Source organism: Vibrio pacinii DSM 19139 (assembly GCF_000711795.1).
Classification (GTDB): domain Bacteria; phylum Pseudomonadota; class Gammaproteobacteria; order Enterobacterales; family Vibrionaceae; genus Vibrio; species Vibrio pacinii.
Map to the genome: position 1 here is coordinate 180,934 of NZ_KL543977.1, position 14,567 is coordinate 195,500.

12 protein-coding genes are annotated in these 14,567 nt (G+C 47.0%); 3 read left to right on the plus strand and 9 right to left on the minus strand.

Annotated elements, in window-relative coordinates; genetic code table 11:
• The 4 genes from BS19_RS17385 to fabB form a co-directional block, all read right to left on the minus strand.
• On the minus strand, positions 1 to 2,720 hold a 2,720-nt coding region (locus tag BS19_RS17385), incomplete at its 3' end, for a FimV/HubP family polar landmark protein (protein ID WP_281170147.1).
• Positions 2,721 to 2,923: 203 nt separating this feature from the next.
• Positions 2,924 to 3,937: an aspartate-semialdehyde dehydrogenase gene (locus BS19_RS17390; protein WP_038177056.1), complete on the minus strand. Its 1,014-nt coding sequence runs from the start codon at positions 3,935 to 3,937 to the stop codon at positions 2,924 to 2,926.
• Complete coding sequence (locus BS19_RS17395) at positions 3,934 to 5,067, minus strand: 4-phosphoerythronate dehydrogenase (RefSeq protein ID WP_038177058.1); 1,134 nt, start codon at positions 5,065 to 5,067, stop codon at positions 3,934 to 3,936. Before BS19_RS17395 ends, BS19_RS17390 begins: the two co-directional genes overlap by 4 nt.
• A 251-nt stretch (positions 5,068 to 5,318) precedes the next feature.
• On the minus strand, positions 5,319 to 6,530 hold the full coding sequence (gene fabB, locus BS19_RS17400) for a beta-ketoacyl-ACP synthase I (RefSeq protein WP_038177059.1): 1,212 nt from the start codon (positions 6,528 to 6,530) through the stop codon (positions 5,319 to 5,321).
• 128 nt (positions 6,531 to 6,658) lie between these two features.
• Between fabB and mnmC the strand changes: the two genes are divergently transcribed.
• Positions 6,659 to 8,674: a bifunctional tRNA (5-methylaminomethyl-2-thiouridine)(34)-methyltransferase MnmC2/FAD-dependent 5-carboxymethylaminomethyl-2-thiouridine(34) oxidoreductase MnmC1 gene (mnmC, locus tag BS19_RS17405; RefSeq protein ID WP_038177060.1), complete on the plus strand. Its 2,016-nt coding sequence runs from the start codon at positions 6,659 to 6,661 to the stop codon at positions 8,672 to 8,674.
• Between the two features lie 59 nt (positions 8,675 to 8,733).
• Here the strand turns inward: mnmC and BS19_RS17410 are convergent, their stop codons facing one another.
• Both BS19_RS17410 and BS19_RS17415 read right to left on the minus strand, forming a co-directional pair.
• Complete coding sequence (locus BS19_RS17410) at positions 8,734 to 8,997, minus strand: YfcL family protein (protein ID WP_038177062.1); 264 nt, start codon at positions 8,995 to 8,997, stop codon at positions 8,734 to 8,736.
• Positions 8,998 to 9,167: 170 nt separating this feature from the next.
• Positions 9,168 to 9,698 carry an elongation factor P hydroxylase gene (locus BS19_RS17415; RefSeq protein WP_038177064.1) on the minus strand — a complete coding sequence of 177 codons (531 nt, stop codon included), beginning with the start codon at positions 9,696 to 9,698 and terminating at the stop codon, positions 9,168 to 9,170.
• A gap of 219 nt (positions 9,699 to 9,917) precedes the next feature.
• Between BS19_RS17415 and BS19_RS17420 the strand changes: the two genes are divergently transcribed.
• A complete protein-coding gene (locus BS19_RS17420; protein ID WP_038177066.1) occupies positions 9,918 to 10,541 on the plus strand; it encodes a trimeric intracellular cation channel family protein in 624 nt (207 codons plus the stop codon).
• Positions 10,542 to 10,599: 58 nt separating this feature from the next.
• On the opposite strand, the gene aroC is transcribed toward BS19_RS17420, so the two are convergent.
• Together aroC and prmB are read right to left on the minus strand one after the other, a co-directional pair.
• Positions 10,600 to 11,685 (minus strand): chorismate synthase, encoded by a 1,086-nt coding sequence (aroC, locus tag BS19_RS17425; RefSeq protein WP_038177068.1) that lies wholly within the window; start codon positions 11,683 to 11,685, stop codon positions 10,600 to 10,602.
• Positions 11,686 to 11,881: 196 nt separating this feature from the next.
• The gene (gene prmB / locus BS19_RS17430; protein WP_038177069.1) at positions 11,882 to 12,814 is read right to left on the minus strand and encodes a 50S ribosomal protein L3 N(5)-glutamine methyltransferase; all 933 of its coding nucleotides are present in this window, start codon (positions 12,812 to 12,814) and stop codon (positions 11,882 to 11,884) included.
• Between the two features lie 63 nt (positions 12,815 to 12,877).
• Between prmB and smrB the strand changes: the two genes are divergently transcribed.
• Entirely contained in the window at positions 12,878 to 13,408 is a 531-nt protein-coding gene (smrB, locus tag BS19_RS17435; protein WP_038177070.1) for an endonuclease SmrB, read from the plus strand.
• A gap of 24 nt (positions 13,409 to 13,432) precedes the next feature.
• Here smrB and flhB read toward each other — a convergent pair whose 3' ends face one another.
• Entirely contained in the window at positions 13,433 to 14,563 is a 1,131-nt protein-coding gene (gene flhB, locus BS19_RS17440) for a flagellar biosynthesis protein FlhB (protein ID WP_038177071.1), read from the minus strand.
• Positions 14,564 to 14,567: the final 4 nt, after the last annotated feature.

The window sequence follows — 14,567 nt, forward strand, 5'->3', positions numbered from 1 at the left end:
TCTGGAGTCTCTGGAGTCTCTGGAGTCTCTGGAGTCTCTGGAGTCTCTTCTAGTGTGGTTTGTCGCTCTTGTTGAGCAAGCAAATCTTCTTCAACAATCGTTGGTTGTTCCGCACCAGATTCAGGGCGAGCCTGCTCTAATGGTGATTGCGCAGCCTCTTCAACCTGAGCTGGCTGCTCATCAACAGCGGATCCATTTTCGACTTCATCAATTGCTGACTGGAGCCAATCATCCTCATCATCGTCATCACTCTCAGGCAAAGGCGGTGACACCAACTCCTCATCCACCTGCGAGGATTGCTCGTCAGGCGTCTCTGGCAGCTCATCGACTTCACTGTCGAATGAATCGCTCTGAGGGTTCTCAACTTCATCGATCGCCGCACTTAACCAGTCATCATCTTCATCATCTTCTGGCTCTGGCTCTGGCTCTGGCTCTGGCTCTGGCTCTGGCTCTGGCTCTGGCTCTGGCTCTGGCTCTGCAAGCTGAGTATCTGAGTCTTGCGTTGTCGGCGCAACCTCTTGCTCAAAGGTCTCTTCTTGTAAGTCATCTAAATCAAGTTCATCGAGCAGCGGGTCGCCATCTGGTGCCGCGCTCAACATATCATCGATAAAGTCCTCGCTAACAAAGTCTTTATCTTCAATGTTTTGTGTTTCCTGCTCTGGTTGCTCTGCAATGGGTTCGTCGCTTTGACTTTCAATTTCAAGCAGTTCTTCAAACAAGTCCGTTGCATCATCACCTAAATCTTGTTCAGGGTCAGTTTCAACAACCTCTTCGAGTAAATCTGTGCTCTGTTCAAGCGAGATGTCAGGTTCAATATCAACACTATCGGAAAGCAACTCATCAAGCTCAGCATCAAGGTCGAACTCATCCTCATCTTCAACACCGACTACATCATCAAGCAGATCGGTGCTGTCCGCGTCGATTTCCTCGTCAGCAGCAATTAATTCATCAAAAACATCGTCGATTGGCTGACTAGAAGGCGTATCCGCGACTTTATTCTCTTCGAGAAGTTCATCAAGTAGTTCGGTGCTATCCGAGCTGAACTCAACATCGTCTTCCTCAAGCAGCTCATCCAGTAGTGCGGTATCATCGACCGCATTCGCTTCCAACGTTTCCAGATCAGCTTGTGCTTCCATCTGGGCAAAAATGTCATCTATATCGCTGTCTGAAGCAAAACCCGGTTCGGCAATGGGTTCACTGGGGTCATCACTTAAATCGAACGAGTCTTCGCTATCGTCTTGAGCTTGATTGAACAAATCATCCAGTAAAGACTGATCCAGTTCATCACTGCCAAGATCTTCCGCATCATCATCGCCAGCAAGCAAAGAATCGAAATCATCTTGAGAGAAGCCACCCTCATCAGAAAGGTCGAAGCCCTCTTCTTCGTCGTTATCATCGATAACCACTTCATCAAGCGCACGTTCCATCTCTTCAAGGCCAAGCGCTTTATCTTCACTATTAACGCTGATGCCATTTGAGCTCAGGTCACCATCAGCTAACGCTTCATCCAACTCGCCATCATCACCGATGCCAGCGAATGGGTCATCGTCATCTTCGCCCTCTAAATTGAAGTCAAGATCATCATCATCTAAACCAGCGAAGACATCATCTTGATCGGATTCACCGATACCATCTAACTCGCTATCATCGCCAAACAATAATTCACTGTCTTTATCTGACTCACCAAACAGGTCGTCATCTAGCAACAAGTCATCGTCAATATCGTTATTGAGTGCTTCTGGTGCTATTGGCACGACAGGCTGAACAGGCGCTTGCTCTTGCGGAGCTTGAGGTGCCGTGGTCTCTTTAGAGCGTCGACCAAGCAACATCACCACCATTAAGCCAATTAACAGGCCGGGGATAATCGCTAATGCTGCCAACAACCAAGTGTTAGAGAAAAGTTTATCCAGTTCTGATGGTGCGAGTTTTTGCTCTTCAGCCAAACGACGACGTTCCTCTTCGAGAAGCTTCTCAACTTCGCGGCGAACACGATCTTCGTCACTCAAGTCGTCTTTCAACACATCAACTTCAGACTGAACTTCCGCCAACATTAAACGTAATTTATGGTTTTTCTCTTCAAGTGCCATCAATTCACTTTCAGAGCTCTCCAATTGGTTTTCCAACGTTCGAACTTGTTGCTTTTTCTCACTATCAACGAGCGCTTTTAGATCATTGGCCACCGGAGGAGTGATGGTTTGCGGCGCTGGCGTCTCGCTTTGGGACGACGTTGATTGAGGCCGTGGTTTGGCAGTCGGTGCCAAAGTTTGCGTCGTCGTCGGTTGAACCGGTTGTTTTCCTAACCGCGCCTGGTGAGCTGCCATGACGTTAACAGCGTCTTGGGTTGAAACGCCACGCACTTGCTCTAACGACGGAATACGTAAATTGCTTTGTGGGATCAGTTCGTGAATATTTTGGTTGTCAAACGCCTGAGGATTGAGTTGAAAAATGGCATAAAGCGTTTGTTGAACCGTGACTGAGTTAGCAGGTCGAAGCTTGGACGCTATGGCCCATAAGGTTTCTTGTTCGGTCGTTGGTCCGTAGAAACGAGAAGGTTCTGCTGTAGCACGCGCGTTGCGGGAAACTGGCTCTGAGAATTGGGGAGCCGTTTGGATTTCGCCATTCGGCCCTTTAAGGCGAATGCTCTCCGCATTAACAACAGATGTTTGAATCACGGCAACCATTGCTAAAGGCAATAGTAGACGCTGTAGAAGTCGACGCATATAAGGCTCAGCTATGTGCTCAATTAATTAAAAATACAATGATCTGTTAAATATATCGGATAAACCCATCAAAACTATAGGTGTAGAGGCAAAAAATGTGTGTCCAACGCCATATTCGCATTAATCTCACACAATTTTTCTGAATTCGATTAAAAAAGCCTCACACTAAGGTGAGGCTCTACAGACTAAATCATTCGTTGTGATCAGTAGTAATCACGAATAAGAATTTCGGCAATCTGAACCGCGTTGGTTGCCGCGCCTTTACGAACGTTGTCTGCAACCACCCATAAGTTAATGCCACTGTGATGGCTGATGTCGTTACGAATGCGTCCAACCATCACGTTGTCTTTGCCACCAGCATCGCGCACTTGGGTCGGGTAGTCATCATTCTCGAACACTTGTATTCCATCGGTCTGCTCAAGAAGAGTTGTCACTTCTTGTGCATCGATTGGTGCACAGGTTTCTACGTGAATGGCCTCAGCGTGGCCGTAGAAAACCGGAACGCGAACACAAGTCGGGTTAACGGTAATACCAGGATCGTTCAAGATTTTTTGCGTTTCCCATACCATTTTCATCTCTTCACGGGTGTAGCCGTTTTCCATGAATTGGTCGATCTGTGGAATACAGTTAAATGCGATCTGTTGCGAGAAGTGTTCAGTGTCTGCCGGCATACCATTGAGCAACTTAGCCGTTTGACCCGCCAGTTCATCAATACCAGCTTTACCCGCCCCAGACACAGATTGGTAAGTAGAGACGTTAATACGCTCGATCCCCACTGCATCATGAATCGGTTTCAACGCCACCAGCATTTGAATCGTTGAGCAGTTCGGGTTGGCGATGATATTGCGGTTACGAAATTCGGCAATCGCTTCTGGATTGACTTCTGGAACCACTAATGGAATGTCAAATTCGTAGCGAAATTGTGAAGTGTTATCAATCACGATTACGCCTTCATCCGCCGCGATAGGTGCCCATTTAGCCGACAATTCACCACCAGCGGAGAACAGCGCAATGTGCACTTGCGACCAATCGAAATCTTCAACACTTTGTACTTGGATAGTTTTACCGTTGAAACGGTAAGCCTTACCTTCGCTGCGCTCACTGGCAAGCAAGAACAGTTCACCGACAGGAAATTCGCGCTCTTTCAGCACTTCTAAAATCGTCTCACCGACTGCACCTGTCGCACCTAAAATCGCAACATTATATTGTTGGCTCATTGACTTACCTCAATCTGAAAACCTAGTTTTTCTAGTGGCGACAAACGACATGTATGATCACCCACTATTGTGACAGCGCTGTACTCACGGCGATCCCAGTAATTTTTTCGCATCAGGTCAAAGGCGCCTGGCTTACTGATTTCACGACGAAACAGCGCATCGTCTCTACGCACATCATAGACAAGCTGCGTGATATTATGCAGTGTTGCTTCATCCCAATTACGATCCAGTTCCACACGTGGCACGGGCGCAGTTGGAAGCAGCTCACTGGCATGCGCAAATAAATCTTTATCTAAAAACTCGCAGTAATGATTAAATATCATCGTCGTCCCGCGCGCTTTACCCTCCAGACCATAGCCTGCAACATGAGGGGTGGCGAATGCTAGCAGAGGCAAGAGCTCCATATCAACCTCTGGTTCAAATTCAAACACATCGAGCGCGGCGGTAAAGCCATCGTTTTTCGCCAATCGAGCTTTTAACGCCTGATTATCAACAATCGGCCCACGAGCCGCATTGATTAATATTTGGTCACCGCGTAACGTATTCAGCACCTTTTCGTCCACTAAGTGATGGGTTGGATACTCACCATCTCGCGTGATTGGGGTATGCAAAGTAATAATATCCGCTTGTGAAAGAAGTTCATTCAGCGGAGTAAAACTTCGTTTGTCACCTTGAGCTTGCTTAGGTGGATCATTAATCAACACCTTAATGCCGATACCTTGCAAACACTTTTGCAGATAACTGCCCACCTGACCAGCGCCGATAATGCCCACTGTTTTATCAAATACAGAAAACCCATGCTGCTGCGCCAACACCATCATCACGCTAAATACGTATTCAGCCACACCGACCTTATTGCAGCCCGGGGCCGCGGTGAAATAGATGCCTTTTTGCGCCATTAAAGTTTGGTCAACATGGTCCATGCCCGCTGTCGCGGTACCAACAAATTTGAGTTTGTTGGCTTTGGATATCAGTTGCGCATTCACTTTGGTTACTGAGCGAATCATTAACGCATCAACATCAATAAGGTCATCGGCGGTTAATGTACGACCAGATTTTAAAATCACCTCACCGAGCTGGCTGAAAAGCTGCTCAGCATACGGCATGTTTTCATCTATCAGGATTTTCATCACAATATCGGCTTGAGTTTGAATTGGTTTGATTGTGCAGAAAAGCGCACTGGGTGTCGAGGACTAATCTGCCTTGCTCAGCGCAGTTAGAAAAATGCCCGACATAGCGCCGGGCAATAGTCCAGAACAAAAGGATCTTAACCCGCTCTCCAGGAGTTAAAGTCTGCGTCTGTTTGATTGCTCTTTAATACTAAAGATCAATCAGCTCTGGAAAACGGGACTGCAGAGTTCGTTGAACACTGCATAATCCATTAGCCTTGGTATTTTTTGATCACAAGCGTGGCGTTTGTGCCACCAAAGCCAAAACTGTTTGACATAACAGTTGTTAACTCGGCATCGCGCATTTCAGTCACAATATCAAGACCTTGCGCCGCTTCGTCGAGGTTTTCAACGTTAATACTTGGGGCAACAAAGTTGTTCTCTAGCATGAGGGTTGAGTAAATTGCTTCGTGAACACCGGCCGCACCTAATGCGTGACCTGTCATCGCTTTCGTCGCAGAAATTGCCGGGCTGTTACCACCAAAAACTTCTTGAATCGCACCAAGCTCTTTAACATCACCGACAGGTGTTGAAGTACCGTGAGTGTTCACGTAATCAACGCCATCAACATTTTGCATTGCCATCTTCATACAACGCACCGCGCCTTCACCTGAAGGAGCAACCATGTCGTAGCCATCAGACGTTGCGCCATAGCCAACGATTTCGCCGTAAATTTTTGCACCACGGGCAAGCGCATGCTCAAGCTCTTCGACAACTAACATGCCGCCACCACCAGAGATGACAAAACCGTCACGAGCCGCATCATAAGTGCGTGATGCTTTTTCTGGGGTTTCGTTGTATTTGGTTGATAGCGCGCCCATTGCATCAAACATCATGGTTTGAGACCAATCAAGCTCTTCACCACCACCTGCAAATACGATGTCTTGTTTACCCAATTGGATAAGTTCCATCGCATGGCCGATACAGTGTGCAGAAGTCGCACAAGCTGAACTCATTGAGTAGTTCACGCCACGAATTTTAAATGGTGTTGCCAGACACGCAGAGACAGTTGAAGACATAGTACGTGGCACCATGTAAGGACCGACACGTTTTACCCCTTTCGCACGCATCGTATCAGTTGCTACGGTTTGGTTTAATGCTGATGCACCACCAGAGCCTGCAACAATACCTGTGCGATCGTTTGAAACTTGGTCTTCAGCCAGACCTGCATCTTCAATCGCTTGCTGCATCGATAGGTATGCATAAGCGGCCGCATCACCCATAAAGCGCATCTGTTTACGGTCAATGTGCTCTGCTGGGTTAATCTTTAGATCACCCCAAACCTGTGAACGAAGACCGTGTTCTTTAAACTGCTCAGAGGCAGTAATACCAGATTTACCTGCTTTTAGAGACGCTAAAACTTCTTCGACGTTGTTACCGATACTTGAAACAATACCCATACCGGTGATTACGACTCGTTTCATTATGACATTCCTATAATTCAAAAATCCGCTAGATGATAACGAAGATAACGGGGAAAAGTGGTCAGCTTTCCTTTAAATCCGTACAATTGCAATCATAATATCGTTTCTTTACACACAAATCCGACACTATGACCTCGATAACCAATGCCCAGCTAGGCTGGAATGAAGCAGGTACCCCTGTTTCTGACCAGTTCGATGACGTTTATTTCTCTAACGTTAACGGCCTCGAAGAGACACGTTATGTGTTTCTTGAGCAAAATCATCTGCCACAAAGGTGGCAACATTATGACCATAGACGTTTTGTCATCGCTGAAACAGGGTTTGGAACCGGTCTCAATTTCCTAGCTGCATGGCAATGGTTTGATCAATTTAGGCAGCAACACCCCGAAGCGCCACTAAAAGAGCTTCATTTCGTGAGCTTTGAAAAGTACCCACTGAGTAAAGAGGACTTGATCAAAGCGCATCAAGCGTGGCCCGAGTTGGCTGACTATGCTGATAAACTACAGCAATACTACCCTATTGCCGTCCCTGAGTGTCATCGGATTATTTTAGCAGACGGTGCCATTACCTTAGATTTATGGTTTGGTGACATTAAAGATTGTCTGCCCAAGGTGCCTGTCACTGAGCAGGGCTTCGTCGATGCATGGTTTTTAGATGGCTTCGCGCCAAGCAAAAACCCTGAAATGTGGAATCAAGATCTGTTCAATGGTATGGCTCAATTAGCCAAACAAGAGTGCACTTGCGCCACTTTCACGGCTGCTGGCTTTGTTCGTCGAGGACTAATAGAAGCAGGCTTTAGTATGAAAAAGGTCAAAGGCTTTGGTACCAAACGCGAGATGATTGCTGGCTCACTCGATGATAAACAAGCCTACAGCAATATCGCGCCATGGTTCTACCGCCCGGCGAGTCAGTCGAGTGAATCGATCGCGATTATTGGTGGCGGCATCGCCAGCGCCGCACTGGCCAGAGCGCTGCGAAATCGACAAAAGAAAGTCACGCTATACTGCCAAGATGAACAAGCCGCCCAAGGGGCATCGGGTAATCGTCAAGGCGCAGTGTATCCATTACTCAACAGCGAACATAGCGGCATATCACGCCTATTCGCTCCGGCGTTTTTGTTTGCTCGTCAGTTTGCCGATCAAATCGCACAGCACGTCGAGTTCGATCATGATTGGTGTGGCGTGACCCAACTGATGTGGAATCAAGACGCACAAACTAAACTCGACAGAATGCTGAAAGGCAATTTTGACCCGCAGTTAATTCATCGTTTAGATGCCCAGCAAACCAGTAACGTAATTGGATTACCGCTTGATATGGCGAGTGTCCACTACCCGCTTGGCGGCTGGATCTGCCCTGCTCAGTTAACTCAAGGGTTAATCTCGACATTGAGTGAACATGAAGGGTTTAGCGCCAAATTTTCGACCAAGATTGAACGCCTTAGCTGGAATGAAAGTGAAAAACACTGGACGCTGCATAGCGCCAATGACACCTTTGTCCATGACGCGGTCATTGTCGCCAATGGTCATCAGTTCGCCGAACTCGCCCAGTGTGCTGATGTTCCGCTGGGGCAAGTAAAAGGCCAAGTCAGCCATGTTCCGACCACTGCCGAGCTCGAAAAGCTCAAAACGGTGCTGTGTTACGATGGCTATATGACGCCTGTCAACCCAAGTAACCAGCATCACTGTATCGGAGCGAGCTACGATAGGAACAACATCGATAATCATTTTGATGCCAATGCTCAGCAAGAAAATGGTGACAGACTACGTCGCTGTGTTGCCAACCAACCATGGCCAAAACAAGTCGATACTTCGACGAATCAATCACGCCAAGGAGTACGTTGTGTCAGTCGCGATCATCTGCCTTTCGTCGGCAGTGTTGGCGACTTGGCCAAAACAAAAGTGGTCTATCAATCACTGCAGAAGACTCGCGCCGAAGACGCTGAGCAAGTGCCTAGCTATCCGAACCTGTTTTGCTTGCTAGGGTTAGGCTCTCGGGGTTTAAGCTCTGCTCCGCTCGCAGCAGAGCTATTGGCATCGCAGATTTGCAATGACCCGCTGCCGCTGCCGACCGATGTTTTAGAAACCCTACACCCAAGTAGAATGTGGGTACGTAAACTGCGCAAAGGCAAAGCGATCTCTCAATAACCAAATCGAAAAAAGGGTTGCCGAAGCAACCCTTTTCTTTGCGATAACGCTGTTTGTTCTTAGACGTTATTGACTAACTCTAACCATAAATCATTGACGATGGTGCGATCGGCAGGCGTTAGCTCCGAACGAGCGACATCTAAGCTGTGCTGAATACGCGCTTTAAACTGTTCGATATCATTGATGCCTTCTTCTTCACATGCGGCAGCAGAAAGAGAGATATGACCACGTAAATAGCCACCTGCAAATAACTCATCATCCGATGCGGCTTCAATCCGTGCATCAATTAGTTCAAGTAGCTGTTCTTCAAATTCAATAATCATGTTGCGTTAGTGCCTAATCAGTTTGCATCTCAAAAAGAAAGCCAAGCTTCTCACATCAAGAAAAGCAACGCAAACCCTGTAACAACAAGGGGTAGATGCATATCATACAAAGTCATTCATCAAGATAATAAACGTACGTATTGTGCGTAACTGTAACCAATTTTGTTGTTTTACTTAACTTCAAACATTGAGTATTCGAGCTCAGGTGTTTGATAATATTCCCTTAATGCCTGCGATAACATCGCAACGCGGAGAGGAAGTCCCTTTGCTAAAATAGTGCCGACTTCTTGATGAACCTTAGTCATAAAGGCCAAACGATCCGGTTCAAAATCTCCATTGAGATTGTCGCAACTGACCGTAAACGCAAAGCCCGCACTCATGGATAAAATCCACTCATACGCTTGAGGTCGAATCTCAACCTGTTCAAATTGCGCTTGGACGGCTTCGGTACGGCCATCTGGCTGATACCAATAGCCAAAATCTTCCAATAAACGGCGCTCTGGCCCGGCAACACACCAATGACTGATCTCATGTAACGCCGAAGCGTAAAATCCACGAGCAAAAATAATTCGATGATGGTCGACGTTGTCATCAGCCGGCAGATAAATAGGCTCATCAGCACCAAGCTCTAACTTGGTATTGTAGCCCGAATAGAAGGTATGATTAAAAATACCAATTAAGTCTTGATATGCGTGGATCATGGTCAATTCGTTGAGAGTGAAATATCGCGCTCGGCATTCTCGCATTTTTACTCTCATTTGCAAATCCATACTGGCTGCATTGACATTAGATATTGTTATCCAACAAACGTTTTCGTCTTCACAAAATCTCATTCGTCACTGGTAATATTTCCGACTACACTCTCGGCTTAAAATTTGTCGTACCTGTGGGTCGTTAAACGCGTTTCTTGAGGATTCATCATGCTGCTCAGTGTCTTGTATATTATTGGTATTACAGCGGAAGCGATGACAGGAGCCCTAAGTGCTGGTCGTCGTAAAATGGACTGGTTTGGCGTTATGTTAGTCGCAAGTGCCACCGCGATTGGTGGCGGCACTGTGCGCGATATATTGCTCGGTCACTATCCCTTAGGCTGGGTAAAGAATCCGGAGTTTTTAGTCATCACGTGCATCGCGGGTGTACTGACGACTGGTCTTGCAAAATGGGTCATCAAACTGAAAGGGCTATTTATTCGCCTTGATGCACTTGGCCTGATTGTCTTTAGTATCATCGGCACCAAAATTGCGATGGCAATGGGCCACCATGCGCTTATTTGTATGGTGTCAGCTTTAGTGACAGGAGTATTCGGTGGTCTGCTGCGCGATCTAATTTGTCGTCAGGCGCCGTTAGTGCTCCATCAAGATCTATACGCTTCGGTCGCACTTGCCTCGTCAGGGCTTTACTTAGCTTTGCTAGAGCTAGGTATCAACGATGTGACCGCGACGGTTTCAACGCTGATCTTCGGCTATCTACTGCGCATGGCCGCCGTGCGCTTCAAATGGCGACTTCCTTCGTTCCAGTTAGAGGCAGAAAGTTCCGTTCACTAATCTAAATACAAAACGGCTTCCGATAGGAAGCCGTTTGATTTTACATCACCGATTACGATTAAATGTGCGGTGTTTCTGTTGTCACGCCATGGTTTTGACCACGATGACGCAACAAATGATCAAGCACTACAATAGCCAGCATCGCTTCTGCAATTGGCACCGCTCGAATACCGACACAGGGGTCGTGGCGACCTTTTGTGATCAGTTGAGTTGACTCACCTTGTCGAGTAATGGTGGCACCTGGCACAGTGATGCTGGATGTTGGCTTTAACGCAATGTTAGCCACAATATCTTGGCCGGTTGAAATGCCACCCAAAATACCACCAGCGTGATTGCTAGCGAAACCATCTGGTGTCAGTTCATCACGATGTTGGCTACCTTTCTGGCTCACAACATCAAACCCATCACCAATTTCAACGCCTTTAACGGCATTAATACTCATCAATGCATGAGCAATATCGGCATCTAGGCGATCGAATACAGGCTCACCTAAGCCGACAGGTACTTTAGTCGCCACCACTTGCAGTTTAGCGCCAACTGAGTCACCTTGCTTTTTCAAGTCACGAATCAGTTGATCAAAGGCGTCCACTTTGTCGACATCTGGACAGAAAAACGGGTTATTTTCAATCTCATTCCAATCAACTTTATCGATCGCTACGTCACCCATTTGTGACAAATAAGCGCGAATTTCAACGCCAAACTCTTGCTTGAGGTATTTCTTAGCAATCGACCCCGCCGCAACGCGCATCGCCGTTTCGCGAGCAGAAGAACGGCCACCACCTCGATAATCACGGACACCATACTTCTGGTGATAGGTGTAGTCAGCATGACCTGGACGGAATTTATCTTTTATTTCTGAGTAGTCTTTTGAACGTTGATCGGTATTTTCAATCAACAATCCAATAGAAGTTCCGGTGGTTTTCCCTTCGAATACCCCTGAGAGAATTTTTACCTCATCGGGTTCGCGACGCGCAGTGGTATAACGAGAAGTACCCGGACGACGGCGATCAAGATCGATTTGAATATCTTCAGCGGTGATTTCAAGACCCGGAGGACATCCGTCGACAATACATCCTAGTGCGATACCATGACTCTCTCCGAATGTCGTCACCCGAAAATGTTGTCCGATACTGTTTCCTGCCATTACTTCCTCAAACTTTGTTCGCTCATGCATACCTATCACATGTATACAGAGCTTTACACTTCAATTATTGGTAAATTCATAGTCGCTTTATTGCGGTTTGATGTAAACCCCTAAACACCATTTTACTCGCATAAAAAAGCCAAGCCCAACATCGAGTCGGGCTTGGCGATTATCTGCGCATTGAGAGACGTTGTGATTAGTCTATATACAAAGAGAACTCATCTTTATATTCAATCAGCTGCTCTCGGGTCAACATGAATACGCCATGCCCGCCATTTTCAAACTCAATCCAAGTAAATGGAATCTGTGGGTACTGCTCTATCATATGCACCATAGAGTTGCCCACTTCACAAATTAGAATACCGTTGTCAGTCAGATAATCCTCAGCATTGGCTAAAATACGGCGTACCAGTTTCAGACCATCCGTACCTGCCGCCAAACCGAGTTCAGGTTCATGAGTGAACTCGTCGGGCAAACTGTTCATATCTTCTTGATCCACATAAGGTGGGTTCGATACGATCAGGTTGTATTTCTCTTTCGGTAGATCACGGAACAGATCAGAACGAATAGGGAAAACTTGCTGTTCCATTCCGTGGTCTTGAACATTTTGCTCGGCAACTTGCAGTGCGTCGGTAGAGATATCAATCGCGTCCACCTCTGCATCAGGGAACGCGTAAGCACAAGCAATCGCAATACAGCCACTACCGGTACAAAGATCCATAATTCGTGTTGGTTCTTCGACTAGCCAAGGTTGGAATTCGGCTTGAATCATTTCACCAATCGGTGAACGTGGCACCAAAACACGCTCATCGACAAAAAACTCAAGACCGCAAAACCAAGCGCGGTTGGTCAAGTAAGCCACGGGGGTACGATCATTAATACGCTTAACAACACGCTCAACAATACGCATACGCTCGCTGGTTGTCAGACGAGAATTCAATACATGTGGAGGCACATCGATTGGAAGGTATAGCGTTGGCAGTACCAGCTGAACGGCTTCATCCCAAGAGTTATCCGTACCATGGCCGTAAAAAAGGTTCGCGGCGTTGAAACGGCTCACGGTCCAACGAATCATATCTTGAAGCGTGTGAAGTTCTGAAACTGCTTCTTCTACAAAAATCTTATCCAAAATTGCCTCCGAAAAGCGCTACAATACTGCTTATTATATTGTTCAATATTAATGAATAATCCCATGAGCAAAAAAGACACCGAGATGAATGATGACTTCGCCCTGTTTAGGGATGCAGTACAAGGCGTTAAAAAGTTGGCACAGGATACCATAGTCCGACAGCCAAAAAGAAACAGTAAGCAAAAAGAAATTCGCCGCGACGCCCGTGAAGCAAGCGATACAGAGTTCTATTTTTCTGATGAGTTTGTGCCATTGCTCAGCCAAGATGGGCCCACACGTTATGCGCGCGACGGTGTCTCTCATTATGAAGTCAAACGTCTACGTCGCGGTGTTTATGTTCCGGATGTGTTTTTAGATATGCACGGCATGACTCAGCAAGAAGCCAAGCGTGAACTCGGGGCAATGATCGCTTACTGCATTAAAAACGAAGTCAGTTGTGCGTGCGTACAGCACGGCATTGGCAAACACATCCTTAAGCAAAAAGCGCCACTATGGCTGGCCCAACACCCTGACGTAATGGCCTTTCACCAAGCGCCGTTAGAATATGGTGGCAACGGTGCTTTATTGGTCTTACTGTCTATTCCAGACAAATAAAGCACCAACCAGACAGGTAATAATCTAACTGCGAAAATCTGGAGGAATCGGTAGATCTGACGTTTTCAGATTTGGCCGTTGTCCACCGCGCTTACGATATTGCTTAAGCTGGAAAACATACGCAAGAATCTGTGCGACGGCAGTAAAGAGGCCATCTGGAATCTCTTGTTCGAGCTCTGTGGAGTGGTATAGCGCTCGAGCTAATGGCGGCGCCGGAACGATGTAGATATCGTGTTCACGAGCAACTTCACGGATTTTAAGTGCCATATGATCAGTGCCTTTGGCGACCACAATCGGCGCGCGATCACTGTCTTGCTTATAACGAAGGGCGACCGAAAAGTGCTCTGGGTTGGTCACAATCACGTCGGCTTGTGGGACTTCCGCCATCATGCGGCGCTGCGCAGCTTCACGTTGCAACATGCGGATACGCCCTTTGACTTCAGGCTTACCTTCGGTCTCTTTGTATTCGTCTTTGAGCTCTTGTTTGGTCATTTTTAACTGATCGGCGTGTTGCCAAATCTGAAATGGAATATCGATTGCGGCAACAATCAACAAGGTACAACTAATCAATAAAATAAAGTCGAGCAAAATATCAAGGGCGTGGAAAATGTTTTGCGGATAGACATCCATGCTGAGCTGAAACAGATCTTCTTTAGCAGCATTGATCAAATAGAACGCCATGCCCGACACCAAGGCAACTTTTAGTATCGATTTAAGCAGTTCGACCCAACTTTGCAACCCCACCATACGTTTGAGGCCACTAAGTGGGTTCATCTTCGACCATTTAGGCATCGCCGCTTGCGCTGAAAAGCTAACGCCACCCACGCCCGCAGCCCCAACCAAAGCCGCAACAAACAAAGTGATCAGAATCAGTAGCAGCGGTAACAGTAAGCTGCCTAACGAGCCGAGAGCAATATCATACAACTTAACTTGATCAAAGATTTCCTCACGCGACAGACTAAATAGCCGTCCCATCGCGTCAAAAAGTGCGCGTGCCAGCCCCTCACCAAACCACATTAATGCGATGGAACCGACCACTAATACCGACACCGACGCGAGTTCCTTAGACCTTGCAACCTGCCCTTTTTCACGAGCCTGTTGCAAGCGCTTGGGCGTCGCGTCTTCGGTACGTTCTTGACCATCTGACTCTGCCATTGCG